This is a genomic window from Stenotrophomonas sp. SbOxS2, assembly GCF_013416715.1.
Classification (GTDB): Bacteria; Pseudomonadota; Gammaproteobacteria; order Xanthomonadales; family Xanthomonadaceae; genus Stenotrophomonas; species Stenotrophomonas lactitubi.
The window spans coordinates 53,750-79,803 of record NZ_JAAVXD010000004.1 but is presented as its reverse complement, the minus strand read 5'-3'; the positions used below and the strand labels follow the sequence as shown (position 1 = coordinate 79,803).

At 65.7% G+C, this 26,054-nt stretch carries 20 protein-coding genes; 10 read left to right on the top strand and 10 right to left on the bottom strand.

Annotated elements, in window-relative coordinates:
• Positions 1–39 precede the first annotated feature (39 nt).
• On the top strand, positions 40–1,767 hold the full coding sequence (gene pilB / locus HFK18_RS08340) for a type IV-A pilus assembly ATPase PilB (RefSeq protein ID WP_180165735.1): 1,728 nt from the start codon (positions 40–42) through the stop codon (positions 1,765–1,767).
• Between the two features lie 67 nt (positions 1,768–1,834).
• Here pilB and HFK18_RS08335 read toward each other — a convergent pair whose 3' ends face one another.
• From HFK18_RS08335 to HFK18_RS08320, 4 genes are all read right to left on the bottom strand, one after another.
• On the bottom strand, positions 1,835–2,308 hold the full coding sequence (locus HFK18_RS08335; RefSeq protein WP_180165733.1) for a hypothetical protein: 474 nt from the start codon (positions 2,306–2,308) through the stop codon (positions 1,835–1,837).
• Positions 2,290–3,408, bottom strand: coding sequence for a hypothetical protein (locus HFK18_RS08330; protein WP_180165731.1), 1,119 nt, complete (start codon positions 3,406–3,408; stop codon positions 2,290–2,292). The genes HFK18_RS08335 and HFK18_RS08330 overlap by 19 nt, the downstream gene beginning before the upstream one ends.
• A 273-nt stretch (positions 3,409–3,681) precedes the next feature.
• Positions 3,682–5,055 carry a sigma-54 dependent transcriptional regulator gene (locus HFK18_RS08325; RefSeq protein ID WP_100553378.1) on the bottom strand — a complete coding sequence of 458 codons (1,374 nt, stop codon included), beginning with the start codon at positions 5,053–5,055 and terminating at the stop codon, positions 3,682–3,684.
• A 54-nt stretch (positions 5,056–5,109) separates the two neighbouring features.
• Complete coding sequence (locus tag HFK18_RS08320; RefSeq protein WP_100553377.1) at positions 5,110–6,723, bottom strand: ATP-binding protein; 1,614 nt, start codon at positions 6,721–6,723, stop codon at positions 5,110–5,112.
• Positions 6,724–7,100: 377 nt separating this feature from the next.
• Between HFK18_RS08320 and sucC the strand changes: the two genes are divergently transcribed.
• From sucC to HFK18_RS08305, 3 genes are all read left to right on the top strand, one after another.
• Positions 7,101–8,270: an ADP-forming succinate--CoA ligase subunit beta gene (sucC, locus tag HFK18_RS08315; RefSeq protein ID WP_025874298.1), complete on the top strand. Its 1,170-nt coding sequence runs from the start codon at positions 7,101–7,103 to the stop codon at positions 8,268–8,270.
• A gap of 21 nt (positions 8,271–8,291) precedes the next feature.
• Complete coding sequence (gene sucD / locus HFK18_RS08310; RefSeq protein WP_017356169.1) at positions 8,292–9,167, top strand: succinate--CoA ligase subunit alpha; 876 nt, start codon at positions 8,292–8,294, stop codon at positions 9,165–9,167.
• A gap of 234 nt (positions 9,168–9,401) precedes the next feature.
• On the top strand, positions 9,402–11,036 hold the full coding sequence (locus HFK18_RS08305; protein WP_180165729.1) for an NAD+ synthase: 1,635 nt from the start codon (positions 9,402–9,404) through the stop codon (positions 11,034–11,036).
• 105 nt (positions 11,037–11,141) lie between these two features.
• Here HFK18_RS08305 and HFK18_RS08300 read toward each other — a convergent pair whose 3' ends face one another.
• Positions 11,142–12,341: a lipase family protein gene (locus tag HFK18_RS08300; RefSeq protein WP_180165727.1), complete on the bottom strand. Its 1,200-nt coding sequence runs from the start codon at positions 12,339–12,341 to the stop codon at positions 11,142–11,144.
• 152 nt (positions 12,342–12,493) lie between these two features.
• Entirely contained in the window at positions 12,494–13,378 is an 885-nt protein-coding gene (locus tag HFK18_RS08295) for an outer membrane protein assembly factor BamD (RefSeq protein WP_180165725.1), read from the bottom strand.
• 114 nt (positions 13,379–13,492) lie between these two features.
• Between HFK18_RS08295 and rluD the strand changes: the two genes are divergently transcribed.
• Genes rluD through HFK18_RS08280 form a run of 3 tightly spaced genes read left to right on the top strand, consistent with a single transcriptional unit; the run spans position 13,493 to position 15,674 of the window.
• Entirely contained in the window at positions 13,493–14,482 is a 990-nt protein-coding gene (rluD, locus tag HFK18_RS08290) for a 23S rRNA pseudouridine(1911/1915/1917) synthase RluD (protein ID WP_099820878.1), read from the top strand.
• The gene (gene pgeF / locus HFK18_RS08285; RefSeq protein WP_180165723.1) at positions 14,482–15,249 is read left to right on the top strand and encodes a peptidoglycan editing factor PgeF; all 768 of its coding nucleotides are present in this window, start codon (positions 14,482–14,484) and stop codon (positions 15,247–15,249) included. Before rluD ends, pgeF begins: the two co-directional genes overlap by 1 nt.
• Positions 15,249–15,674, top strand: coding sequence for a thiol-disulfide oxidoreductase DCC family protein (locus tag HFK18_RS08280; RefSeq protein WP_180165722.1), 426 nt, complete (start codon positions 15,249–15,251; stop codon positions 15,672–15,674). Before pgeF ends, HFK18_RS08280 begins: the two co-directional genes overlap by 1 nt.
• A 127-nt stretch (positions 15,675–15,801) precedes the next feature.
• On the opposite strand, the gene otsA is transcribed toward HFK18_RS08280, so the two are convergent.
• The 4 genes from otsA to HFK18_RS08260 all read right to left on the bottom strand — a co-directional run bounded on the left by otsA (position 15,802) and on the right by HFK18_RS08260 (position 22,332).
• Complete coding sequence (otsA, locus tag HFK18_RS08275; RefSeq protein WP_180165720.1) at positions 15,802–17,166, bottom strand: alpha,alpha-trehalose-phosphate synthase (UDP-forming); 1,365 nt, start codon at positions 17,164–17,166, stop codon at positions 15,802–15,804.
• Positions 17,163–18,944 (bottom strand): glycoside hydrolase family 15 protein, encoded by a 1,782-nt coding sequence (locus HFK18_RS08270; protein ID WP_180165718.1) that lies wholly within the window; start codon positions 18,942–18,944, stop codon positions 17,163–17,165. The genes otsA and HFK18_RS08270 overlap by 4 nt, the downstream gene beginning before the upstream one ends.
• A gap of 38 nt (positions 18,945–18,982) precedes the next feature.
• Positions 18,983–19,741, bottom strand: coding sequence for a trehalose-phosphatase (gene otsB / locus HFK18_RS08265; protein WP_099820904.1), 759 nt, complete (start codon positions 19,739–19,741; stop codon positions 18,983–18,985).
• Positions 19,742–19,899: 158 nt separating this feature from the next.
• The gene (locus HFK18_RS08260) at positions 19,900–22,332 is read right to left on the bottom strand and encodes a TonB-dependent receptor (RefSeq protein ID WP_180165716.1); all 2,433 of its coding nucleotides are present in this window, start codon (positions 22,330–22,332) and stop codon (positions 19,900–19,902) included.
• A 241-nt stretch (positions 22,333–22,573) separates the two neighbouring features.
• On the opposite strand from HFK18_RS08260, the gene HFK18_RS08255 reads away from it, so the two are divergent.
• From HFK18_RS08255 to HFK18_RS08245, 3 genes are all read left to right on the top strand, one after another.
• Positions 22,574–23,050, top strand: coding sequence for a DUF3574 domain-containing protein (locus HFK18_RS08255; protein WP_180165714.1), 477 nt, complete (start codon positions 22,574–22,576; stop codon positions 23,048–23,050).
• Positions 23,051–23,086: 36 nt separating this feature from the next.
• Positions 23,087–23,947, top strand: a complete 861-nt coding sequence (locus tag HFK18_RS08250) for an SH3 domain-containing protein (RefSeq protein ID WP_180165712.1) — start codon at positions 23,087–23,089, stop codon at positions 23,945–23,947.
• Between the two features lie 109 nt (positions 23,948–24,056).
• Positions 24,057–25,775: a thiamine pyrophosphate-dependent enzyme gene (locus tag HFK18_RS08245; RefSeq protein WP_180165710.1), complete on the top strand. Its 1,719-nt coding sequence runs from the start codon at positions 24,057–24,059 to the stop codon at positions 25,773–25,775.
• Positions 25,776–26,054: the final 279 nt, after the last annotated feature.

Here is a 26,054-nt window from a genome sequence, read left to right as displayed (position 1 = left end):
TGATCGAACCACGTCGTCCATTCCAGCCTGGAAACCCGCATGAACGCTGCCACCACCGCCAACCTTGTCGGCATCACCGGCCTGGCCCGCCGCTTGGTACAGGACGGGGCCTTGGATGAAGTCGGCGCCCGCGACGCCATGGCCAAGGCCACCGCCGCTCGCCAACCGCTTCCCACCTGGTTTGCGCAGAACAAGGTCGTCGGCGCGGCCCAGTTGGCCGCCGCCAACTCACTCGAGTTCGGCATGCCGCTGTTCGATGTGTCCACCTTCGACAGCAGCCAGAACGCGATGAGCCTGGTCAGCGAGGAGCTGCTGCGCAAGCACAACGTGCTGCCGCTGTTCAAACGCGGTGGCAAGCTGTTTGTCGGCACCAGCAACCCCACCCACTCGCTGGATGAGATCAAGTTCCACACCAATCTGGTGGTTGAACCGATTCTGGTGGACGAGGACCAGATCCGTCGCACGCTGGAGCAGTGGCATGCCAGCCACGACACCATGGGCGATGCGCTCGGCGGCGACGACGACGCCATGGCCAACCTCGACATCGCCGGTGGCGACGATGAGATGGCCAGCACCGACAGCGGCATCGACGCCAAGGGCGACGATACTCCGGTGGTCAAGTTCATCAACAAGGTGCTGATCGACGCCATCCGCAAGGGCGCGTCGGACATTCACTTCGAGCCCTACGAAGACGACTATCGCGTGCGTCTGCGCATCGACGGCCTGCTGAAGATGGTCGCGCGCGCACCGACCAAGCTCAACCAGCGCATCGCTGCGCGCCTGAAGGTGATGGCGCAGCTGGATATCGCGGAAAAGCGCGTGCCGCAGGATGGTCGCATCAAGCTCAACCTGTCCAAGACCCGGCAGATCGACTTCCGTGTCAGCACGTTGCCTACGCTGTTCGGTGAGAAGGTGGTGCTGCGTATCCTCGATGGCAGCGCGGCCAAGCTGGGCATCGACAAGCTGGGTTACGAGCCGGATCAGCAGAAGCTGTTCCTGGAAGCGATCCACAAACCGTATGGCATGGTGCTGGTGACCGGCCCGACCGGTTCGGGCAAGACGGTGTCGCTGTATACCGCGCTGGGCATCCTCAACGACGAAACCCGCAATATTTCTACGGCCGAAGACCCGGTGGAAATCCGTCTGCCCGGCGTCAACCAGGTGCAGCAGAACAACAAGCGCGGCATGACCTTCGCCGCAGCCCTGCGCTCGTTCCTGCGACAGGATCCGGACATCATCATGGTCGGCGAAATCCGCGACCTGGAAACGGCGGAAATTGCGATCAAGGCCGCACAGACCGGTCACATGGTGCTGTCCACGCTGCATACCAACGACGCGCCGCAGACCATCGCGCGCCTGATGAACATGGGCATCGCGCCGTACAACATCACCAGCTCGGTGACGCTGGTGATTGCTCAGCGCTTGGCACGTCGTCTGTGTTCAAACTGCAAGCGGCCGACAGACCTGCCCGCGCATGCGCTGCTGGCAGAAGGCTTCACCCAGGCGCAGCTGGATGCGGGCATCCAGCTGCACGAAGCGGTCGGCTGCGATGAATGCACCGAGGGCTACAAGGGCCGTACCGGTCTCTACCAGGTGATGCCGATGACCGACGAGATCGCGACCATCGTGCTGGCGGGCGGCAACGCGCTGCAGATTGCCGAGGCTGCACAGGCGATCGGTGTGAACGACCTGCGGCAGTCGGCGTTGAAGAAGGCGGCTGCAGGTGTGACCAGCCTCGCCGAGATCAACCGCGTCACCAAGGATTGATGCGGTAGATCCACGCCATGCGTGGCTAGCATGATGCATGGCTCTGCCGGCCAATGGCCGGCACCATTCATTCAATCCTGAGCAGGTACATGTTGATTGCTGTCTGGTTCGTAACGTCATCTGCGTAGACGATCGACAGCATTACCGGGTCACCCTTGTCGCAGGACCACGGTGGGGTTGAGGCCTGCGATATTGCTGCTTTGCCGTCCGGTGTGAACACAAGGCATCCCTTCGGCAGGTACATCAGTTTGTCCGATCCGGTGATGTCGGTGGCAACGCCATTTGGGTCGATCAGCTTGACCCGGAACTGCACGGTCGACCCCGCTTTGACACCTGTGGAGGAGTCGAGCGCTGCTGCCTTGACGTTCTCACCGTCACCAACGATCGGCATTTTGGAAAGCTCCCATTCGCCGACGAGCTCTTTACCTTCCAGGGACGCCTGCAGTGACCACGTAGGAGGCTGGTCCTCCTGAGCGACCGCTCCGAAGCTGATCAATGCAAGGCTGAGGCCGGTGAGTGAGGTCAGGGTCCAACTTCGCATACTTGCCCCTTGAGTTCGTCGTTGATTGGTTTCGGGCGGCCATCCAGAAATCTCTCAGCTTCGCAGAGGGTTCGAATCTCTCCGCGAACGGCGCTGATCAGGGTGCTGCCGAACTTGTAGTAGACCTCTGGAAACCCTGGCTGGGTTTCCCGCAGGCAAGGTTCGATTCTTTCGCCGACGAGGTTCCAGTCTCTTTGACTACCGCAGCCGTGTACGACCAGACTGTTACGAAGATCTGTCACGACGTGATACCAGCCCATAAGGGCGAAGCACTCTTGCTTTGCGACCCAGTTACCTCCGAATTTCGCTTTCAGCCTCATCATGTTCGCGGTGCATGAAGTCTCTATAGGCTGCCAGGAGTTCTGCTTTTTCAGATATGGGTCGACAAAGCCCGGAATGACGTTGTCCATCCATTTGCAGTTATCCATATCACATCGCAATGCGCAGGATTCCCGCGCGATGCAGGTCTGCTGTACATGGAATGGGTAGGTCGGACTGGAGGGCGCCGGTGTTGATGTCTCGAGCTGGGCGATGCTCTTGCCGCACCCGAAATTCTTGTTGTCTGGGTATTTTGCACAATCACCTGCAGGGCGCAGGCATTCTCCGTTGCTGAACATCATACTGAACCCAGGCCTGCAGACTCCGTAGATGCTGAGGTATCGCGAGGTGTCGTAGGCGTTTCCTGGCGGAGAGAGGCCATCAGGACGATAGCTTTGGCAGGTGTGCGTGAATTTCAGCGCTCCGTACCAACGCTGCGTGTACGCGTTATAGCTGACTTCCGTGTAATCCGTTTTCACCGGTCCACATTTTGTCCTCCAGACCGAAGCAGGTTGAGGAAGATCCCAGCCGTTCTTGTTGATGTAGTCCCCAATCCCTCTGGCTTTGGCCTGAGCTTCGGTCGAATACTGAGGGCTGCGATATTCATATGGTCCTGCTTTCCCTCCAGTGAAAATCGTACAGGGGCCTGTCTCGCAGTAGGCGTAGAACTCAAGATCTTTCCTGAGGTCCTGGGCGATGGCGCTGGAAACAGGCGCCGTCCCGGCGAGAAGGAAAATCAAAACAAGCAGGCGGCGAAGTGTGCCTGATGCATTCCGTTGCATTGTGCCGTCCCTGATCCCGGAGGGGGTGGCGCAAATATAGCGCAGGCATCGGGCCGGAGAGCACATGCGGGGGGCAGATTGAGACCCACTTCGCGTTAACTGCTGAAGGAGCAGCGAAGTCGTGCTGGGCCGGCACAGTCTTGCCGCTCAACGTTATTGCCTACCGATGCTCCGTAGATCCACGCCATGCGCGGATGGCGGTCAACGTCCAGTAGATCCACGCCATGCGTGGATGCGCGGCGCCTGAGGTTGCCGGCCAGCGGCCGGCACTACCTATTCCATCCCCAGCTTCTTCAGCTTGTAACGCAGTGCGCGGAAGGTGATGCCCAGCTGCGCGGCGGTACGGGTCTTGTTCCAGCGGTTTTCTTCCAGCGCGCGCTGGATCGCACTGCGCTCAAGCTGCTCGATGTACGAGGGCAGGGCGGCACTGCCAGGATGCAGATCGACCACGGCTTCGGCGTGGGCAGCACTGCCCGGTGAGCGCGGTGCGTGCTGCGGCAGGCGCAGGTCGTCTGCACCGATACGGTCTTCTTCCGCCAGCGCCAGCGCGCGTTCCAGGATGTTCTCCAGCTCGCGCACATTGCCGGGGAAGCCGTACTGGGCCAGCGCGTCCAGAGCGGAGGGCGCCAGCAGCGGGGTGGCGCGGCCGTGGCTGCGGGCCAGCCGTGCCAGGATCGATGCGGCCAGCGCCGGCAGGTCCTGGCGGCGCTCGCGCAGCGGCGGCACGCGCAGTTCGATCACGTTGATGCGGTAGTAGAGGTCGTGGCGGAAACGCCCGTCTTCGACCAGCTCGGCCAGATCCTTGTGGGTGGCCGAGAGGATGCGCACGTCCACCGGTTCTTCGCTGGGCGCGCCAACCGCGCGCACCGATTTCTCCTGGATCGCACGCAGCAGCTTCACCTGCATCTGCAGCGGCAGTTCGGCCACTTCATCCAGGAACAGGGTGCCGCCGTGCGCGGCCTGGAACAGCCCCGGCTTGTCGGCATGGGCACCGGTGAAGCTGCCCTTGCGGTGGCCGAAGAACTCGCTCTCCATCAGCTCGGTGGGGATGGCGCCACAGTTGACCGGCACGAATGGCCCGGCCGCGCGTGCACCCTGTGCGTGGATGGTGCGTGCGACCAGTTCCTTGCCCACCCCGGATTCGCCCAGGATGTAGACCGGTGCCTGGCTGCGCGCGACCTTGCTGATGGTGGCGCGCAGCACGTCCATGGCCGGCGATTCGCCGAGCAGGCGCGCGGCTTGTTCCGCGGCGGGTCCGGCAACGGGGCGTTCGCTGTTGTTGAGTTCCAGCGCATGCTTGACCAGGCCGCGCAGCACGGTGATGTCCACCGGCTTGCTGACGAAATCGAAGGCGCCGGCTTTCAGTGCTTCCACTGCCAGGTCCATGCTGCCGAAGGCGGTGATCATCGCCACCGGCGTGCGCGGGTAGTGCTGGGCAATCTCACTGACCAGTTCGATGCCGTTGCCGTCGGGCAGGCGCATGTCGGTGATGCACAGGTCGTACGGATTGCTGGCCAGCAGTTCGCGGGCTTCGGCGAGGTTGGCGGCGGTGCTGATGCGCAGGCCCATGCGGCCGAGGGTCAACACCAGCAGTTCGCGGATATCGCGTTCATCGTCGACGACGAGGGCGCTGCGGGTTTCGTTCATGGGAGGGAAAGATAGCCGAGGGGGTGGAAGGCGACAAATGTTTGACGCGTGGGATCAGTGCGGAAGCAGGGTGTGCGGGCCGGGCAGAACCAATCGGAAGCAGGAGCCGCCGGCGGGGACGGGAATGTAATCCAGCCGCGCCTGGTTGGCCCGGCACAGCTCGCGGGCGATATACAGGCCCAGGCCGGTGCCGTGCTCGGAGGTGGTGAAGAAGGGGCGGAACAGCTGCGCGGCGATGGTCTCGGGAATGCCGGGGCCACGGTCCATCACGTCGATCACCGCACTGCGTTCGTGCTGGGCGACGCGCAGCCGCACGCGCGCGGGCTGCTCGCCGATGCGGCCGTACTTCAGTGCGTTGTGCACCAGCACGGTCAGCACCTGGTACAGGTGGCGCGGGTCGACCTGTGCCGGCACCGAGGTGTCGTTGATGATCGGTTCGATGCTGTCGGTTTCCAGCGTCTGCCCCTGCTTGTACTCCAGCACGAAGCGGCGCACGAAGGCGGCGAGGTCGACGTTTTCCGGATTGGCGCGTTCGCGCCGGGCCAGGCCCAGCACGCTTTCAACGATGCCGTTGGTGCGTTGGCACTGCTGGTGGATGATCTGCAGCAGGCGGCGGTCGCTCTCGTTGAAGCCGGTGCCTTCCTCGAGCAGCTGCACGGCGTAGTTGATGGCCGCCAGCGGGTTGCGGATCTCGTGGGCGAGGCTGGCCGAGAAGCGCCCCATCGCCGACAGGGTGAGCGATTCGGCGCGACGCGAGACCACGCTGGAGTCATCCAGGAACACCAGCACCAGGTCGCTGCCGGCCAGCAGGCGGGCGAAGCGCGGTTGCACTTCCGGCTGGTCGGGGTTGAGCTGCAGTGGCATTTCATCCTGCGCCCAGCCGTTGCGCCACCGTTGCAGGCGCCTGGCAAGTTCGGGGGCGACGCTGGCCAGGTCGAGGCGACCGGAATCGCTGTTGCCATCGCTGTCGCCGAGCAGGATCGAGGCCGCTTCGTTGGCCAGGGTGATGCGGTTGTCGGCGTCCACCACCACGACGCCGGTACGCATGCGGCGGATGATCAGTTCGTTGATCTGGAACAGGTTGGCCACTTCGTCGCCGCGCTGGTTGGCCAGCTGCTGGTTGCGGCGCGCGCGGTTGCCGACCTGGTAGCTGATGAAGGCCAGCGCCAGGTAACTGGTGGCGAACATCGCCAGTTCGGCCAGGGTGCGGGTGGGATCGCCGCCTTCCAGCACTTTCCACAGGTATTCGGCGGCCGTGGCGACGCTGGCGGCCAGTGCCAGCAGCAGGCCCCAGCTGAGCGGCAGCAGGGTGGCGGCAGCGGCGATGTTGAACAGCAGCGACATCGAGATGCCGGCGCTGGCACCGGGCAGCGCGTGCGCCAGCAGGCTCGCGGCGACGATGTCCAGCAGCACGCCGCCGACCACGATCTGCCGAAGCCAGCGTTCGTTGCGGCCGATCACCAGCCACAACAGGGACAGAAGCAGGTAAGCCGCGCCTACGCTGTTGGCCAAGCGAGGGTGGTGGGCTTCGCCGACCATGGCCGACAGCGGGCTGTACAGCAGGGCGGCGATGACCGAGGCGATCAGCACCCGGTACAGGGCGAAGAAATACAGCTCTCGCCGCGGTATCGATTCGATGCGGTCGATCAATGAAGCACTGGGTGACACGCCGGAACTCCCCTTCTGGCTGCCTGGAACTGGATCATGCCGGCGGTGGGCCGAACCTTCCCGACGTCCCCCGATCGTCGGATCTGCTCGCTGCCCGGTTACCGGCACCGTGGGCTCGAATTTACGGGGTCAGTATAGGGCGCCTGCAGCGGGCTGGACTGCGCAATCGGCCGGGCCCCGCCTTTGGGCGGCGAACCGGGCCGTGCCGCAACTGCCTGAATGACCGTGGAAATCTGGCCGGTTCCGGCCTTTTGTCCATACTTCTTTGCGCCCCGGCGCTGGCTCGGCCACAATAGTGGGCCCGCCGCGGTCCATGCCGGCGCCCCGCCGGGGCCCTGAGGAATTGCGTGCGGTCGTTCCTATTCCCACGGTGACGCATGAATTTCCACGAATACCAGTCAAAACAACTGCTTGCCGAGTACGGCATCCCGGTCCCGGCCGGCAAGGTCGCTGCGACCCCGGACGAAGCTGTTGCCGCTGCCAACTCCCTGGGCCAGGGCCCCTGGATGGTCAAGGCGCAGATCCACGCTGGCGGCCGCGGCAAGGCTGGCGGCGTCAAGTTCTGCAAGACCACCGACGACGTGAAGGCCGCTGCGGCCAAGATGCTCGGCACCAAGATGGCCACCTACCAGACCGCTGGCGTTGAACTGCCGGTCAACCTGGTGCTGGTGACCACCGCTGGCGAGATCGTCAAGGAACTGTACCTGTCGGTGCTGGTTGACCGTGGCACCAAGACCATCACCTACATCGCTTCTTCGGAAGGCGGCGTGGAGATCGAGCAGGTTGCCGCTGAAACCCCGGAGCTGATCCACTCGCTGAACGTCGACTTCGTCGAAGGCGTGCAGGGTTACCACGGTCGTGATTTCGGCTTCAAGCTGGGCCTGACCGCCAAGCAGGCCGGCCAGTTCGCCAACATCATGGTGAACCTGTACCGCCTGTTCAACGAAAAGGACCTGGCGCTGGTTGAAATCAACCCGCTGGCCATCCTGGACGACGGCAACCTGTACGCGCTGGACGGCAAGTTCGACAGCGACGACAACGCCGCGTTCCGCCAGAAGGCCCTGGTCGCCATGCGCGACAAGACCCAGGAAGATCCGACCGAAGTGATCGCTTCGGAGCTGGACATCAACTACGTCACCATGGACGGCAACATCGGCTGCATGGTCAACGGCGCAGGCCTGGCCATGGCCACCATGGACGTCATCAAGCTCAACGGCGGCGAGCCGGCGAACTTCCTGGACGTGGGCGGCGGTGCCAACAAGCAGCGCGTCATCGAAGCGTTCAAGCTGATCCTGTCCTCGGACAAGGTCGAAGGCATCTTCGTCAACATCTTCGGCGGCATCGTCCGTTGCGACATGATTGCCGAAGGCATCATCGCCGCTGTGAAGGAAGTGGGCGTCAAGGTTCCGGTCGTGGTGCGTCTGGAAGGCACCAACGTGGAAGAAGGCAAGCAGCTGCTGCGTGACAGCGGCATGGCCATCATCCCGGCCGACAACATCAACGACGGTGCCAAGAAGGTCGTCGAAGCTGTCAAGAACGCCGCCTGATCCGACACCGAAGGAAATCCAATGTCAGTTTTGATCAATAAGAACACCAAGGTGATCGTGCAGGGCTTCACCGGCCAGCAGGGCACCTTCCACGCCACTCAGATGATCGAGTACGGCACCCAGGTTGTCGGCGGCGTGACCCCGGGCAAGGGTGGCACCACCCATATCGACCTGCCGGTCTTCAACACCGTTGCCGACGCCGTGCAGAGCACCGGCGCCAACGCTTCGGTCATCTACGTGCCGCCGCCGTACGCGGCCGACGCGATCCTGGAAGCCGCTGCTGCCGGCATCAAGGTCATCGTCTGCATCACCGAAGGCATCCCGGTGCTGGACATGCTGCGCGTCAAGAACGTGCTGACCCGTTCGCATCCGGACACCGTGCTGATCGGGCCGAACTGCCCGGGCGTCATCACCCCGGGTGAGTGCAAGATCGGCATCATGCCGGGCCACATCCACAAGCCGGGCAAGATCGGCATCGTGTCGCGTTCGGGCACCCTGACCTATGAAGCGGTCAAGCAGACCACCGAAGTCGGCCTGGGCCAGTCCACCTGCATCGGCATCGGTGGTGACCCGATCAACGGCCTGAACTTCGTCGACTGCCTGAAGCTGTTCAACGAAGACCCGCAGACCGAAGGCATCATCATGGTCGGCGAAATCGGCGGCGACGCTGAAGAAGCCGGTGCCGAGTACATCAAGAACCACGTGAAGAAGCCGGTCGTCGGTTTCATCGCCGGTGCTTCGGCTCCGGCCGGCAAGCGCATGGGCCACGCCGGTGCGATCGCATCGGGCGGCAAGGGCACTGCCGAAGGCAAGTTTGCTGCAATGGAAGCTGCTGGCGTCGTCACCGTGCGTTCGCCGGGCGACCTGGGCGCTGCCATCGCCAAGCTGGTGAAATAAGATCGACTGCCTCTGGCAGACGATTCTGTAGAGCCGAGCCAACGCTCGGCTGCCTGAAACAGAAAGGCCGCCTCCGGGCGGCCTTTCTGCGTCTGGTGTCCTGAGCATCGCAGCCAACCCCATCCACGCATGGCGTGGATCTACTGAGCAGGGCCTGTCCATGGAGTGGGAGCGCCCGGCGCGCACATGGCGCGGCGCTACAATGTGCGCATTGCAACCACAGGCTGGACCCTCATGGCTTCGATCCGCATCGCGATGGCGCAGTTCGACTTCCCGGTTGGCGATGTCGCCGGCAACACCGAGCGCATCATCGAGATGATCGGCCAGGCGCGCGACGAGTACGGCGCCGGGCTGGTGATGTTCCCCGAGCTGGCAGTCAGCGGCTATCCGCCAGAGGACCTGCTGCTACGCCCGGGCTTCCTGTATGAGTGCGAGCAGGCGATGACCCGCATTGCCGCTGCCTGCCGTGGCATCACCGCCGTGGTCGGTTGGCCACAGGCGGCCGGTGCGGTGGTCTACAACGCGGCCAGCGTGCTGCGCGATGGCCTGGTGGAGCAGACCTACCGCAAGCGCGAGCTGCCCAATTACGCGGTGTTCGACGAGCGCCGCTACTTCGATGTCGACCCCGACGGTGGCAGCTGCGTGTTCGAGGTTGATGGCATTCCGGTGGGCCTGCTGATCTGCGAAGACCTGTGGTTCGCCGAGCCGCTGGCCGATACGGTGCGTGCGGGTGCGCAGCTGGTGGTGGTGCCCAACGCTTCGCCCTACGAACGCGGCAAGCATGCCCAGCGCGATGCGGTGCTGGCGGCACGTACCCGCGAAAGCGGCGCGGCCATCGCCTACCTCAACGTGGTGGGCGGCCAGGATGCGCTGGTGTTCGATGGTGCATCGGTGGTGGCCGACGGCGATGGCACGGTGCATCCGGCCGCAGCTGCCTTCGTCGACCAATGGCTGGTGGTGGAGTACGACGGCGCTACGCGCCGCTTCATGCCACACGTGTGGATGGACGACGGCGACGAAAGCATGGATGCGCTGGCCTGGCGCGCGGTGACCCGCGGCATCCAGGACTACTGCAGCAAGAATGGTTTCAAGAAGGTGTGGCTGGGTCTGTCCGGCGGCATCGACTCGGCGATCGTGCTGGCGATGGCGGTCGATGCGCTGGGTGCGGAGAACGTCACCGCCGTGCGCCTGCCCTCGCGCTATACCGCAGGCATGTCCAACGACCTGGCCGCCGAGCAGTGCGAAACGCTGGGCGTGAAGCTGGAAGCCGTTTCCATCGAGCCGGCATTCCAAGGCCTGATGCAGGCGCTGGCACCGATGTTCGAGGGCACCACGCCGGATGTGACCGAAGAGAACCTGCAGTCGCGCAGCCGTGGCGTGATCCTGATGGCGCTGGCCAACAAGTTCGGTGGCCTGCTGCTGACCACCGGCAACAAGAGCGAATACGCGGTCGGCTACGCCACGATCTATGGCGACATGTGTGGCGGCTACGCGCCGCTGAAGGATCTGTACAAGACCGAGGTGTTCGGCCTGTCCAAGTGGCGCAACACGGTGGGTGGCGCACCGGTGATCCCGCCGGCGGTGATCAGCCGCCCGCCCTCGGCCGAACTGCGCGAGAACCAGACTGACCAGGACTCGCTGCCGGCCTACGATGTGCTGGACGGCATCCTGTACCGCTACATCGACCAGGAGCAGTCGCGCACGGAGATCGTCGCCGCCGGCTATGACCCAGCGGTGGTGGATCGTGTGCTGCGGCTGGTGCGCATCAGCGAGTGGAAGCGCCACCAGGCCGCGCCCGGCCCGAAGGTCTCGCGTCGCGCGTTCGGGCGTGAGCGCCGGTACCCGATCAGCAACGGCTACAAGAGCTGAGGGCCGGTCGCCGGTCATGGCCCGGCGCTACCAAACGATAGGTATAGGTAGTGCCGGCCGCTGGCCGGCAACCGCGTGTACCGCCCATCCACGCATGGCGTGGATCTACTGGGCTTCGTTGAGCAGCTGTTCCAGGCCTGCGGTTTCAGCGGCCTCGTTGAAGGAATCGTTGCCCAGCCGCGCACGCACGAATGCCAGGCCATCGGCCGCCGCTGCGTCAAGCGTGCCCCGATGGTCGACCGGGTATCGGCGGAATGCCACCGGTTCGGCGCGCAGGGCCAGGCCGACGGCATACAGCAGGGTGGTGAGATAGGGCACGTCGCGGTCCTGGCTGCCGTGGCCCAGCATCAGCGGCTGGCTGAAGCCCCGCCGTGGCACGCCCAGGTAGTCATGCAGCAGTGCCCAGATGCCAGGTACCGAGGTCAGCGGCGCGCTGAACATTTCTCCTGTGTTGGCGCCTTCCAGGCTGGCAGCCAATGGGCCGAGGCACTGCTGGCGCGCCAGCGCGACCCGCGCATGGCCTTCATCGCTGAGCACCTGCGCGATGCGCGGTTCCACCTGCAGCAGGCCATCGAGCAGGTAGGCGTGATAGGCGTTGACCGCCCCGGGATTGGCGGCGCGGTTGTCGGGCTTCATGACCAGTGCGGTCAGTTCGACGGCCGTGGGCGTGCCGGTGGTGAAGCTGCCGCGGTACTGCAGCGAGGGGCCATAGGATGGCGCCAGATGCCCGGCCTTAAGTGCGGCGGCGCCGCCCTGCGAGTGGCCCACGGAGACCCAGCGCGGCGACAGCGTGGCAGTGCCGAGGAAATGGCGGCCGGCCTTGATGAGATCGATGGCGTTGCGCGCGGAGGTACGCACGTGCAGGTAGGCATGGTCACCCGGGCTGCCCAGGCCTTGGTAATCGGCTGCAACGACGGCATAGCCCTGTCCCAGGAACTGGTCGAGGAAGCGGCCATCGCGCTCGGGCTGATAGGGGCCCGATACCGAAGGCGCGCAGTGATCGGCGATGCCCTGGGTGCCGTGCGCCCAGGACACCACCGGCCAGCCACCTGCCGGCGCAGGCCCGGCGGGCAGGTAGACCAGCCCGGTGGCCTGGGCCAGGCGACCGTGATGATCGGGGGTGCGGTAGGCCAGCTTGTAGGCCTGGGCGGCCTTGGAAGGCACCCAGCTCGCGCGGTAGGGCGAGGCTGAGAGCAGGTCGCCCGGCTGCGCCGCGAGGGCGGCAACGGGGCAGGCGGCCAGAACGAGCAGGGCCGTGACCAGCAGGGTCGGGCGGGGGCGGAACCGCAGGGACGATGAGGACATGTGGCGCTCCATGCAGGCCGGGATGGCCTTTGCGCCGCAGTCTGGAAGCTGTCCTTCGCGCTGACTGGGACGAACGTCGCAGCGATCGCGGATTCGGAGAATTCCTAGCGATGACGCCAGGCAAAAAAAGGCCCCTTGCGGGGCCTCTTTTCTTACTTCTTTTCCAGTCGCGCGTTGCGCTGGCCGGTGGCGGCGGACTTCTCGCCGGCAAACGGGTTCAGCTTGCGGACCATCCACGGGTACTTCGGCCACTTGCCTTCCAGCCACGGGTGGTCCGGCTGGTTCAGCTGCAGGACGCGGCGGGCGTCGTCGGCCAGGGTCTTGTTGCCCAGGTGGGTGTAGGAGTCAGCCAGTACCGCCACGGCATCGTTCTGGAACGCGCTCTGCGGGTAGGTTTCCAGCAGGTAGTTGGCGCGGCCGGCGGCCGAGACGTAGGCGCCACGGCGCATGTAGTACAGCGCGTTGTCGAGCTCGTGCTGGGCGAATACGTCACGCAGCACCAGCATGCGCTGGCGCGCGTCGGCGGCATAGCGGCTGTTGGGGTAGCGGTCGACCACGATGTTGAAGTCTGAATACGCCTGGTGCGGCGTGGACAGATCGCGGCGGCTGGCGTCCAGCGACCATACGCGACGCAGGAAAACCGTATTGCGGTTGGAGTTGGCCAGGCCGCGCAGGTAGTACAGGTACGCGATGTTGCGGTGGGTCGGGTAGGTACGGATGAAGCGGTCGATGCTGGACACGGCGTCATCGTGCTTGCCGGCCTTGTACTGGGCATAGGCCGATTCGATCATCGCCTGCTCGGTGTACGGGCCGTAGGGATACTGCGCCACCAGACGGCGGAAGCTGGCTTCAGCGCCGCTCCAGTTGCCGCCTTGCATCAGCTTGTGGCTCTTTTCGTAGAGCTGTTCGACCGGGGTGCCTTCATCAGGGCGATCGCCCTTGGTGCCGCGGTTGCAGCCGGTGGCGACGATGACCAGCACCAGCAGAAGGGCGGTGAGGCGGACGGGCGCGGAGAGCAGGACGGAGCGTCGGATCATGGGGTCAATGCGGGACGCGGCTGGAATACGAAGGGTCGATGATAGCCTAGTGTCCTGTCCAGCGACTGAAACCGGCTCGCCGGGACCCCAAAATTTCAAAGATGCCCCCCTGCCATGTCTGAACAACCCTCCGAATCGGCCCGCCAGGCCATTGTCCCCGACACCTCCGCCGGCCGTCGCTTCGACGCAGTCGTGGCCGAGCTGTTCCCCGAATACTCCCGCTCCCGCCTGACCGAGTGGATCAAGGCCGGCGACGTCCTGCTGGATGGCGCACAGGCGCGCCCGCGCGATGCACTGCGCGGCGGCGAGGTGGTTACCCTGCAGGTGGTGCTGGAAACACAGACCACCGCCGAGCCGGAAGACATCCCGCTGGACGTGCTGTTCGAGGACGAGCACCTGCTGGTGATCAACAAGCCGGTCGGCCTGGTCGTGCACCCCGGTGCCGGCAACCACAGCGGCACCCTGGTCAATGCGCTGCTGTACCGCGACCCGTCGGTGGCGGTGCTGCCGCGCGCGGGCATCGTGCATCGCCTGGACAAGGACACCAGCGGCGTGATGGTCGTGGCCCGCACGCTGGAAGCGCAGACCGCGCTGGTCGAGCAGCTGGCTGCCCGTGACGTGCACCGCCAGTACCTGGCCGTGGTGATGGGCGCGCTGGTGGCCGGTGGTACGGCCGATGCGCCGATTGATCGCCACCCGCGCGACCGCCTGAAGATGGGCGTGCGCGAGGATGGCAAGGAAGCGGTGACCCATTACCGCCTGCGCGAGCGCTTCCGTGCGCATACCGCACTGGAATGCCGCCTGGAAACCGGACGCACCCACCAGATCCGCGTGCACATGGCGCACCTGCGTCATCCGATCGTGGGCGATCAGCTGTACGGCGGCGCGCTGAAGCTGCCCAAGGGTGCCAGCGACGAGCTGGTGGCCGCGCTGCGCGGCTTCAAGCGCCAGGCCCTGCATGCAGAGACCCTGGAATTCGTGCATCCGATCAGCGGTGAGCCGGTGCGCAATACCGCGCCGGCGCCGGCTGACATGCTGCACCTGATGAAGGTGCTGCGCGAAGACAGCGCTGCCTTCGCCGAGCGCGAGCGGAACCGCTGGTAATGACGACTGCGCTCCCGCTGCTGCAGGCTGATTGGCCGACGCCCCCGGGCGTGCATGCGTTGACCACGCGCCGGCATGGCGCGGGCGTCTCGCCGGAGCCGTTCGCCCAGTTCAACCTGGGCAACCGGCACGCGGCCGACGGTGACAGCCCGGCCAACGTCGAGCACAACCGGCAGTTGCTGCAGCAGGGGCTGGCGTTGCCGTCGGCGCCGCATTGGCTGCGCCAGGTGCACAGCAGCACCGTGCTGCGCTTTGGCGCGCCGCCGGTGGAGGGAGCCAGCGAGCCGGTGGCCGATGCCGCGGTGACCTCGGTACCGGGCGTAGTACTGGCGATCCTCACCGCGGACTGCCTGCCGGTGGTATTCGCCGCTGTCGATGGCAGCGAGGTGGGCGCTGCCCATGCCGGTTGGCGCGGCCTAGCCGACGGCATGCTGGAGGCCACCGTGGCCGCCATGCAGACGCCGCCAGCACAGTTGCGCGCGTGGCTGGGCCCGGCAGCGGGACCGGCCGATTACGAGATCGGCGAAGAGGTGTACCACGCCTTCGTCGGCCACGACGCGGCCGCTGCGGCGGCCTTCGTGGCAACCCGGCCCGGCCACTGGAAGGTGGATCTGTTCGCGCTGGCACGACAGCGCCTGCAGGCGGCGGGCATGGAGCTGGGCAACATCCACGGCGGCACGGTCTCGACCATGGCCGATGCGGACCTGTACTCGCATCGCCGCGACCGCCGTACCGGCCGGATGGCGACGCTGGTGTGGATGGACTGATGCGGGGGGATCGCGCTGCGGGCGCAGAATCTGGCGGCGTGATCGTGTTCGACGGCGTCTGCGCGTTGTGCAGCCGCTGGGTACGTTTCCTGCTGCGGTTCGACCGGCAGGAGCGCTTTCGCTTCGCGGCAATGCAGGGCGCGCAGGGCAGCGCGCTGTTGCGGGCGCATGGCCTGGACGCGCACGACCCGACCTCGTTCCTGCTGTTGGACGGGCAGGGCGCGTGGACCGATACCGATGCGATCCTGCGCGTTCTGGACGCACTGGGCGGTGGTTGGCGCCTGGCGGGCGTGCTGCGCGTGCTGCCACGGCGCTGGCGCGATGGTGCGTACCGCGTGCTGGCACGCAACCGCTATCGCTGGTTCGGGCGGCATGACGCCTGCTTCCTGCCGACGCCGGCACAGGCCGCGCGCTTCCTCGATTGATCGCCTGTTGTTGTAGAGCCGAGCCATGCTCGGCTGGCTTCTGTAGAGTCAAGCCATGCTCGATTGCTCCGCTCGACTCTACGGAAGAGCCAGCCGAGCGTGGCTCGGCTCTACAGGAGCTCTTGCCTCAGCCTTCCAGCGCCTCGAGGTAGCTGCGGCGCCAGTGGTTGATGTCGTACGTGCGCAGGTGTTCCATCATCGCGTGCCAGCGCTCCTGGCGCTTGCGCAGGGACATCGTCGCGGCGGTGGCGATGGCATCGGCCACGCCGTCCAGGTCGTGCGGGTTGACCAGCAGCGCCTGCTTCAGTTCATCGGCGGCGCCGGCCAGCAGGGACAGCACCAGCACACCGGGATCTTCCGGGTCCTGCGAGGCCACGTATTCCTTGGCGACCAGGTTCATGCCATCGCGCAGCGGGGTGACCAGGCCGACAGCGGCGGCGCGGTAGAAACCGGTCAGGGTGGCGTGGGTGAAGTTCTGGTTGACGTAGCGCAGCGGGGTCCAGTCGGGCTCGGCGTGGCCACCGTTGATGTGGCCGGCGATCTGCTCCAGCTGGCTGCGCAGTTGCCGGTACTCGGTGACATCGCCGCGCGAGACCGGCGCGATCTGCAGGTAGGTGAGCGAGCCGCGCTGGTCGGGATGGCGCTGCAGGTAGCGTTCGAAGCCGAGGAAACGCTCGGGCAGCCCCTTGGAGTAGTCCAGGCGGTCCACGCCGATGGCGAGCTGGCGGTCGCGCAGGCTGCTGCGCAGGTTCTTCACTGCCGCCTTGCTGGCGGCGGTGCTGGCCTGGCGGGCGATCAGTTCGGTGTCGATGCCGATCGGGAACGCCGCGGCGCGGAAGTGGCGTCCACCGGGCGCTTCGAGGTTGCCGTTGTCGAGCACACGACCGCCGCCGAACAGGCGCAGGTAGGTCTGGAAGCGATCGGCATCGCGCTGGGTCTGGAAGCCGACCAGGTCGTAGGCATACAGCGCTGAGAACAGCCGCAGATGGTCGGGCATGGCCTGCAGCAGGTCGGCCGAGGGCATCGGGATGTGCAGGAAGAACCCGATGCGGCAGCCGATGCCGCGCTCGCGCAGCATCGCGCCGAGCGGAATCAGGTGGTAATCGTGGATCCAGACGATGTCGTCTTCGCGCAGCAGCGGCGCCAGCTTGTCGGCGAACAGTGCGTTGACCCGGTGATAGGTCTCGCGGGTGCCGCGGTCGTAGTCGACCAGGTCCAGGCGGAAATGCAGCAGGGGCCACAGGGTGCGGTTGGCGAAGCCGTTGTAGTAGCCATCCACATCGCGCTTGGCCAGGTCCATGGTGACGTACTGGATGTCACCATCGCGCTGTTCGTGCAGCGCGCCACTGGCCTCGCGCACGCTCTTGCCACTCCAGCCGAACCACAGCCCACCGCGCTCCTTCAGTGCCGCCAGCAGACCCACGGCGAGGCCGCCGGCGCGGTTCTCGCCGGGGACGGCCACGCGGTTGGAAACGATGACAAGACGGCTCACGAGGCCTCCTGCCAGGAACGCGACAGGCGCATGGCCGCGGTGATCAGGCCGACATGCGAGTAGGTCTGCGGGAAGTTGCCCCAGGCTTCACCACCGTCGAAGGCAAGGTCCTCCGACAGCAGGCCCAGATGATTGCGTTGCTGCAGCAGCGCTTCGAACATCTCACGCGCTTCATCCATGCGGCCGATCGCAGCGAGCGCATCGATGTACCAGAACGTGCAGATGGTGAAGCTGGTTTCCGGCTCGCCGAAATCATCCGGTGCGATGTAGCGGTACAGCGCGTTGCCATGCTTGAGGTCACGGCCGATGGCCTCGACGGTGGCGACGAAGCGTGCGTCGTTGGCGTCGATGAAGCCGATATCGGCCAGCAGCAGCAACGAGGCATCCAGTCGATGGCCATCGAAGGTATCGGTGAAGTGGCCGAGCTCCTCGCTCCAGGATTTTTCCATGATGCGTGCGTGGATGGTGTCGGCACGTTCGCGCCAGTACTGCGCGCGGTCATCACGCTTCAGGCGCACGGCGATCTTGCACAGGCGATCGCACGCCGCCCAGCACATCGCGCTGGTGTAGGTGTGCACTTCGGTGCGGCCGCGGAATTCCCACAGGCCGGCGTCGGGCACGTCGTGCAGGGCGAAGGCCTGTTCGCCCAGCGGTTCCAGCCGTGCGAAGGTATGGCTGTCACCCGGATCCTGCAGGCGGCGGTCGAAGAACAGCTGGGTGGAGGCCAGCACCACGCTGCCGTAGACATCGTGCTGGCGCTGCACCCAGGCCAGGTTGCCGCGCCGCACCGGGCCCATGCCGCGGTAGCCGGACAGGCTGGGTACTTCATCCTCGTCCAGCTTGGCTTCGAAGCCGATGCCGTACAGCGGCTGCAGGGTGCCGTCGGTGGTGGCGAGGTTGAAGATGTAGCCGAGGAACTGCTCCATCGTGCGGGTGGCGCCCAGGCGGTTCAACGCGCGCACCACGAAGGCGGCATCGCGCAGCCAGCAGTAGCGGTAGTCCCAGTTGCGCACGCTGCCGGGTGCCTCCGGAATCGAGGTGGTCATCGCCGCGATGATCGCGCCGCTGTCCTCGTACTGGCAGAGTTTGAGGGTGATCGCACTGCGGATCACCGCGTCCTGCCATTCCAGCGGAATGGACAAGTAGCGCACCCATTCGCGCCAGTAGTCGCGGGTGCGCTGGAAGGCTTCCTGCACGTAGCCGCTGATGGAACGGTTGAGCGATTCATCCACGCCCAGGATCAGGTGGATGGGATGGTTGAGCACGAACGGCATGCCATCACGCACGAAGCGCACAGGTACGTCGGTGGTCAGGCGCAGCACATGCTCGGGCAGGATCCAGCGCACGTGGTTGCTGCCCCAGGTGGACTCGGGCACGCGCGCGCCCCAGTCGGCCAGTGGGCGCGCACGGATGACAATGCGCGGGCTGCCGGACAACGGACGCACCTGGCGGATCAGGCTGACCGGCCGGTAGAAACGATCGTTCTGGCGCCAGCGCGGGGCGAAATCGAGGATTTCCAGCGCGCCGCCATGCGCATCGCGCAGCACGGTGCGCAGGATCGCGGTGTTGGTGAGGTATTCCTGTTCGCTGTCGGCGAAGTCCTCCAGCTCGATGGCGAAGTCGCCGCCGGTCTGCTGGTTGGGGCTGAGCAGGGCACAGAAGGTCGGGTCGCCGTCGAAGGTCGGCAGGCAACTCCAGACAACACGGGCGTGTTTGTCGACCAGGGCGCCGAAGCTGCCGTTGCCGACCACGCCCAGATCAAGATCGGGTTGGGTCATCACGCGGTACATCTCGGTTGCGGCCGTGGGGGCCGGGGTCAATACGCATTCTCACGCAGCCAGGCGTGCACGCTGCGTATGTCGGGCAGCGCGAACACCGCCGCGCTGGGTTCACGTTCGCCGATCAGCACGCTCCAGCCGTGCAGGCCGTTGGCCGCATCGAAGCCGAATTCATCGGTCAGGTCATCGCCGAGGAACACCGGCAGACGCCCACGGAACGGCAGGTACTGCATCAGCCGACGTACGGCCCGGCCCTTGTTGGTAGCCACCGGAACGAATTCAACGACATGGTCGCCGGGCTGCAGGCGGTAGCTGGCACGGCCGCGGATGTGGCGGTCGGCGAAGGCACGCACGTCGTTGGCTGCATGCGGCGCGCCACGCCAGTGAAGGGCCAGGCCTACGCCCTTGTTCTCGACCAGTACGCCGGGGTGGCCATGGGCGAAACGCATGGCTTGTTGATGAAGGGCATGCAGCCAGTCGGCGGTGTCGTCGCCATGCTCATCGCGTATGACATGCCCATCCTGTGCACGCAGCTCGTGGCCATGCAGGCCCGCGGCGGGAAGCTTGAGTGGCGCGAACAACTGGTCCAGCTGTTCAAGCGGGCGACCACTGACCAGTGCCACGGCACCTTCCAGTCGATCGCTGATGCGGCCGATGGCTTCACGCACATCGGGGAGAAGCTGCACGGCGTCGGGGCGTGCAGCGAATTCGATCAGGGTGCCATCCACATCGAGGAACAACGCACAGGCGTCGTCCAGCAATGGAGGTGGCGGACGCAGGGGGAGCGGTTCAGCCATGGCGACCACCATGCCAGCGCCAGCGTGTACGTGGGGTCGAGGTCAGGCTACGGCTGTGGGTCGTGCCGGCTGTGCGGACCAACGGTCCGCACCCACCCGCAGCGATCAATGGCGTCCCGGTGGGTGCCGACCGTTGGTCGGCACGCCGTTCGCAGCAATCAGAACGTGTAACGCACGCGCCCGTAGTAGTACGCACCGTTGCTGCCGATCGGCGACAGCACGTCGTAGGGCAGGTTGCCGAAGTAGTGGATGTCCTCGTTGGATCGATCCGGGTAGTTGTCGGTCAGGTTCTGCCCACCGATCGCCACGCTCCACTGCGGCGTGATGCGGTATTCAACTTCCGCATCCAGCTGCCATTCGGCCTGGTAGGTCTGACGCGGAATGTAGCCATCGCCGAAGTTGAATACGCGGGTCGCGCTGCCGTAGCGGTTCACCCGGCTGCTCAGCGACCAGCGGTCGTTGCTCCAGCTGGCCGCGAAACTGCCACGGGTGCGCGGCGTGGCATCGGTCAGCGTATTGGTCTCTTCGATGCCGAACAGTACGTAGTCCGGGTCGAGTGCCTGCAATTGCGCGGGCGTGGCCAATACGTTCTTCAAGGTGGTCTTGGTGTAGGCGTAGGTGCCGGTCAGCAGCAGCTGGCCATCGCCCAGCGACTGCCGCCAGTTGCTCACCAGCTCGGCGCCGCGGGTGCGCGTGTCGGCGGCGTTGACGAAGAAGCTGGCGCTCTGCAGGCCGCTGACGCCGTAGTTGGCGGCCACGTAGTCGGTCAGCGCATCACCGGTGATGCTCTCCGACAGTGCGATGCGGTCATCGATGTCGATCTGGAAGAAGTCCAGCGACAGGTCGAAGTGCTCGCCGATGCGGCTGGTGAAGCCGAGCGAGGTGTTCAGCGACTTCTCCGGCTTCAGGTCCTGCGCACCCAGGCCACGGGCGATGGGGTTGTTGACCGACAGCAGGCGGCCCTGCACCAGCTGGCCACCGGCGTTGTAGCCGGTGGAGGTGGATTCGTAGCCGATCTGCGCCAGCGACGGCGCGCGGAAATTGTTGGAGATCGCGCCGCGCAGGGCGAATGCGGGGGTGAATTCGTAGCGCAGGCCGAGCTTGCCGGTCAGCTCGCCACCGAAGTCATCGCTGTGCTCATAGCGCGCGGCCAGATCGGTGGAGAATTTGTCGCCGAACTGGCTGGACAGGCTGGCGTAGGCGCTGGCCACATCACGCGACAGGGTGGCCGCGTCCTGCGGGGTCAGGCCGCCACCCGCCTGCGAACCGGTCGGACGATCGGTGTACGGGCCGGCGGCGTAGCTGGCCGGGTCGCCTGGACGCGTCTGGTAGCGCTCGTGGCGGGCTTCCGCGCCCAGGCCCAGGGTGTGGCTGATGCTGTCGGACTGCGAGAACACGCGGCTCAGATCGACGTTGCCCACGGTCTGCGCGTACTCGTAGTCGGCGGTCTTGAAGCGGGTCGGGCTGGTCGGGCCCAGCGAGGCGTTCAGCGAATCACGCAGGCGGTAGGTGAAGTCATTCTGGCCGTAATCCAGGCTGCCGTCGTAGCCCCATTCGCCCCACTGCCCGCGCACACCGGCCACCGCCTGCACGTCGCGGTTCTCGCCTTCGGAGATCGGCCGGTAGCCATTGGGATAGACCTGCTTCCAGTTGGCATCGCCGTCGGGGTAGCGGAAGTAGTTCGCGCCTTCGGTGTCACGCTGGTTGAACGTGCCGAACGCATAGAACGTCGCGGTCTTGCCGACCGGGATCTCGGTGTTCAGCCACAGGTTGATGTCCTTGCTGGCGCCATCACCGAGCACGTAGTTGCGCTTGCCCTGCAGGGCAAGATTGGCCTCGGTCTGGTCCCACGGCGGAATCTGGTCGAAACCGGCGCGGTTGGTGCCGTTGCGCTTTTTGTATTCCAGGCCCACGCGCAGGAAGCCGCCGTCCTCGCCCAGCGAAGTGCCGACCTTGGCGCTGAGGTTGCCGGTCTGGCCATCGGTGAGGGTGCGGCCGATCGGCTTGAGATCGGTGTGGTTGGCGCCGTAGCTGGCTTCGATCTCGCCGCCGTCGCCGCCGTTGTCGAGAATCACGTTGATCACGCCGGCCACCGCATCGGAGCCGTACAGCGCACCTGCGCCATCGCGCAGCACTTCGATGCGCTTGATGGCGCTGACCGGGATCGAATTGAAATCGACCGGGGTGGTGCCCTTGCCGATCTTGCTGTCGGTGTTGACCAGCGCGGTGTGGTGGCGGCGCTTGCCGTTGATCAGTACCAGCACCTGGTCCGGTGACAGCCCGCGCAGCTGCGCGGCGCGCACGTGGTCGGCGCCGCCGGAGTTGGACTGGCGCGGGAAGTTGAACGAGGGCAGCAGGGCCTGCAGGGCGCTGCCGAGCTCGCCATTGACCACGCCGGCCTTGCGGATGTCCTCGGCGGTCAGCACGTCCACCGGCGAAGTGGACTCAAGCACAGTGCGGTCGGCGGCGCGGGTACCGGTGACGATCACCGTGTCCAGGTTGGTGGCGGCGTCCTGGGCCGAAGCCAGGGCGGGGGACAGGGCGAGCGCGATGGCGAGGCCGAGCGGCGACGCGGACAGGCGGGGGGACATGCGGACTCCAGCAGCAACGACGTGGGGAAGGGGCGGGGGAGATAGTTTCACTTACATCCATCCGGATGAAGCGATATATTATCTTGGCGTGAGGAGGTGGTGCGATGCAAGCCCCTTCTCCCATCGCATCACTTCATGCCCTGCCGGCATGAGGGCATTGGTTGCAGCCGCAACCGAGGCGCAGGTGTACCCTCCGTGCCCCTTCGTCGTGCTTTTTCCCCTTCCCGGAGTGCTGTTCCCGATGAAACACCTTGGCCTTGTCTTCGCCGTGCTGCTGGCCACCAGTGGCTGCGCCAGCCTGTCTTCCAAGGCGCCCAGCGCCTATGCCACCACCGCCGACCTGCAGGGCGACGCCGCGCGGCCGTCCAGCGGCCACGGCTGGGTGCGCAGCGAGCTGTACTTCGGCGTGGGCGAAGAGCAGGGCGCCGGTGACCGCCCGCAGGCCGACACCATCAGCGATGCGCAGTGGCGCGCGTTCCTGGACAAGGAGGTGACCCCGCGCTTCCCGGAAGGGCTGACCGTGTTCGATGCCTACGGCCAGTGGCTGTTCCGTGGCGATGCCTCCCCGAACCGCCTGCGCACCAAGGTGCTGGTGGTGCTGCACGAGGACAGCCCGCAGCGCCGCGCCGACATCGAAGCGATCCGGCTGGCGTGGAAGCAGCAGACCAAGCACCAGTCGGTGCTGTGGTCGCGGCAGCCGGTTGACGTATCGTTCTGACCCAGAGGCGCCACGGTGGCGCTGCAGGGAATGACGATGAAACCCAGGGATGTGCTGTTGGGCGCGATGCTGGCCGGCGTGTTGGTGCCCGTGGCGCAGGCGCAGGATGACGGCCAGGGCCCGCTGCGGTTTTCGCCGGCAGCGGGTGTGCAGGTGACGGCCGAGGTGCAGGAGGACGGCATGCTTGCCGTGCTGCTGCAGCCGGCCGGGAAGCGCCAGCACTTGCCCGGCGCGCCGGACGCCGATGGCAATTCACGCCTGAGCGCGGAGGACCTCGATTTCGATGGGCACCCTGAACTGGTTGCGCGCGCGGCGGTGGGCATGGTCAACGAGGCTGTTGCGGTGTATCGCTTCGACGCGGGCAGTGGTGAATTCCGCGCGCTGAAGGCGGTGACTCATGGACACGATCAGTGCGGTGAACTGATGGGCCTCACTGCCGATGCCGCCACGCGCACGCTGACTGCCAGCTGCCGCAGCGGGCCGATGTGGTACACCGACGTGTATCGCTTCAACGGCCCGCAGCTTTATCTGTATCGCGGTGAGAATGTGCTGATGCTGGGCGATACGCTCAACCAGGCGCTGCGCTGGGAAGAGACCGGAAACCAAGGCCCGCTGGCGGTGTGGCGCACCTATGATCCTGCCGGCAAGGTGCTGGAAAGCGCCATTGGTGACGGGTTGGGCGCACCCGCCAGCAGCGCACCGCTGCGGGGCCAGGACGGCACCGTGGTGCCAGCGCGCCTGTTCCTGTTCGACCGGCCCGGCGCATCAAGCACCAAGCGCTACCTGGTACAGGGCGATCAGGTGGAAATGCTGGATGAGCAGGACGGCTGGGTGAAGCTGCGTTACCGCACTCCGAAACAGGGCGCGATCGAGGGCTGGATCAACGTCAACGATTGACGGCAGCGCTGCCCGGAGTTTGCACAACAAGGCGATCGGCCTCTTGCCCACGGGAGCATCACTTCACCGGGTCTAGCCTCGGGTTTCCCCCGAACCAGGCTGCAGCACCATGAGCAAGCGCGTTGCCGAGATCGTTGTCGATACATTGCAGCAGGCGGGCGTCCGCCGTTGCTATGGCATCGTCGGCGACACCCTGAACCATGTCACCGACGCACTGCATCGCAGTGAAATCGAGTGGGTGCATGTGCGCCATGAAGAGGTCGCCGCGTTCGCGGCCGGTGCCGATTCATTGATCAGCGGCCAGCTGACCGCCTGCGCAGGCTCGTGCGGGCCCGGTGGCCTGCATTTCATCAACGGCATCTTCGAGAGCAACCGCAACCGGGCACCGATGGTGCTGATCGCCAGCCAGGTGGTCACCAGCGAACTCGGCATGGAATTCCCGCAGGAAGTGGATTTCAAGGCGGTATATGGCAGCTGCACGGTGTTCTGCGAGCAGGTGCACAGCCCGGCGCAGGCACGCCGCGTGGTGGCGCTCGCCTGCCAGGCGGCCATCAGCCGTCGCGGCGTGGCGGTGGTGATCCTGCCGGCCGACATCAGCGAAGCGGACGTGAAGCACGATGTGCCGTTCTCGGTGCATTACACCCAGCCGGTGCTGCGCCCCTCCGATAGCGAGCTGCAGCAGGTCGCTGAACTGCTGGGGCAGGGCAAGCGCATCGGCATCTATGCCGGCGCCGGTTGCCAGGGGGCGCATGCGCAGCTGCTGGAGCTGGCGCGGCGCCTGCAGGCACCGGTGGCGCACACGTCGCGTGCGAAGGACTTCGTCGAACCGGACAACCCGTACAACATGGGCATGACCGGCGTCTTCGGCATCGAATCCGGATTCCATACGCTGATGGAGTGCGACACGCTGCTGCTGCTCGGCGCGGATTTCGCCTGGGGCCAGTTCTATCCGGACAAGGCCACGATCATCCAGGTCGACCGCGACGGCAGCCACCTCGGTCGTCGCCATCCGGTGAACCTGGGCGTGGTCGGTGATATCGCGCCGACGCTGGATGCGCTGCTGCCGATGCTGCCTCCTCGCGAAGACAGCAGCTTCCTGGACGAATGCATCGAGCATCGCGACAAGGCGCTGAAGAAGCGCGAGCAGGAGGAGCAGCCGGGTGAGGGCGAGTTGATCCATCCGCAGCACCTGACCGCGCTGCTGTCCAAATACGCTACCGACGACGCACTGTTCACCGCGGACGGTGGCTCGCCGATGGTGTGGGTGCTGCGGCACATCCGGGTGAACGGCAGGCGCCGTACGTTGACCAGCCTGCTGCACGGCACGATGGCCAACGCGATGCCACAGGCGCTGGGTCTGCAGAAGGCGTTTCCGGGAAGGCAGGTGATTTCGCTGTCCGGCGATGGCGGGCTGGCGATGCTGCTGGGCGATCTGCTGACGGCGGTGCAGGAAAATCTTCCGATCAAGGTGGTGGTGTTCAACAACGGCTCGCTGAACTTCGTCGAGCTGGAGCAGAAGGTGGAGGGCCTGCTGGACAACTACACCGACCTGAAGAATCCGGACTTCGGGCGGTTGGCCGAGGTGATCGGCTTCCACGGCCGCACGGTGACCCGCAGCGAGGATCTGGAGGAAGCGGTGCAGGATTTCCTGGCCCAGCGTGGGCCGGCCCTGCTGGACGTGCACACCAGTCGCGCGGAGCTGGTGATGCCGCCGCAGATCGAGGCCAAGCAGGTGGCGGGTACGGCGCTGTACGCGGCCAAGGCGGTGCTGAGTGGTCGCATCGACGACGTCAAGCATCTGCTGGTGGACAACTTCCTGAAGAAGTAAGAGGTTGGGTTTGATGCAGGGCTGCGCCCTGCACCTGCAGAGGCAACGGCAACGGCCGAAGCAACAGCAACAGCTTGCTATCCGTGGGATGGCGGGGTGGGTCCGGTTGCGGGGGACGCCGTAAACCCATCCTTGGGGGCTTGGCCGCGGCATCCATGCCGCGGACACCCCCGCAACCGGACCCACCCCGCCTTCGACAGGTTTCCGCGATCTGTGGGAATTGCATGGCCTGCTCTTGGTGGATGTCGACCTTGGTCGACACGGTAGATCCACGCTATG

Excerpts from the sequence above, each read along its gene's own strand:
- HFK18_RS08300 (WP_180165727.1), bottom strand. The coding sequence starts at position 12,341 with ATGTCCTCATCGTCCCTGCGGTTCCGCCCCCGCCCGACCCTGCTGGTC.
- pilB (WP_180165735.1), top strand. The coding sequence starts at position 40 with ATGAACGCTGCCACCACCGCCAACCTTGTCGGCATCACCGGCCTGGCC.
- HFK18_RS08255 (WP_180165714.1), top strand. The coding sequence starts at position 22,574 with ATGAAACACCTTGGCCTTGTCTTCGCCGTGCTGCTGGCCACCAGTGGC.
- rluD (WP_099820878.1), top strand. The coding sequence starts at position 13,493 with ATGTCTGAACAACCCTCCGAATCGGCCCGCCAGGCCATTGTCCCCGAC.
- HFK18_RS08305 (WP_180165729.1), top strand. The coding sequence starts at position 9,402 with ATGGCTTCGATCCGCATCGCGATGGCGCAGTTCGACTTCCCGGTTGGC.
- HFK18_RS08270 (WP_180165718.1), bottom strand. The coding sequence starts at position 18,944 with ATGACCCAACCCGATCTTGATCTGGGCGTGGTCGGCAACGGCAGCTTC.
- sucD (WP_017356169.1), top strand. The coding sequence starts at position 8,292 with ATGTCAGTTTTGATCAATAAGAACACCAAGGTGATCGTGCAGGGCTTC.
- HFK18_RS08295 (WP_180165725.1), bottom strand. The coding sequence starts at position 13,378 with ATGATCCGACGCTCCGTCCTGCTCTCCGCGCCCGTCCGCCTCACCGCC.
- HFK18_RS08245 (WP_180165710.1), top strand. The coding sequence starts at position 24,057 with ATGAGCAAGCGCGTTGCCGAGATCGTTGTCGATACATTGCAGCAGGCG.
- HFK18_RS08260 (WP_180165716.1), bottom strand. The coding sequence starts at position 22,332 with ATGTCCCCCCGCCTGTCCGCGTCGCCGCTCGGCCTCGCCATCGCGCTC.
- sucC (WP_025874298.1), top strand. The coding sequence starts at position 7,101 with ATGAATTTCCACGAATACCAGTCAAAACAACTGCTTGCCGAGTACGGC.
- HFK18_RS08335 (WP_180165733.1), bottom strand. The coding sequence starts at position 2,308 with ATGCGAAGTTGGACCCTGACCTCACTCACCGGCCTCAGCCTTGCATTG.
- pgeF (WP_180165723.1), top strand. The coding sequence starts at position 14,482 with ATGACGACTGCGCTCCCGCTGCTGCAGGCTGATTGGCCGACGCCCCCG.
- HFK18_RS08325 (WP_100553378.1), bottom strand. The coding sequence starts at position 5,055 with ATGAACGAAACCCGCAGCGCCCTCGTCGTCGACGATGAACGCGATATC.
- otsB (WP_099820904.1), bottom strand. The coding sequence starts at position 19,741 with ATGGCTGAACCGCTCCCCCTGCGTCCGCCACCTCCATTGCTGGACGAC.
- HFK18_RS08250 (WP_180165712.1), top strand. The coding sequence starts at position 23,087 with ATGAAACCCAGGGATGTGCTGTTGGGCGCGATGCTGGCCGGCGTGTTG.
- HFK18_RS08280 (WP_180165722.1), top strand. The coding sequence starts at position 15,249 with ATGCGGGGGGATCGCGCTGCGGGCGCAGAATCTGGCGGCGTGATCGTG.
- HFK18_RS08330 (WP_180165731.1), bottom strand. The coding sequence starts at position 3,408 with ATGCAACGGAATGCATCAGGCACACTTCGCCGCCTGCTTGTTTTGATT.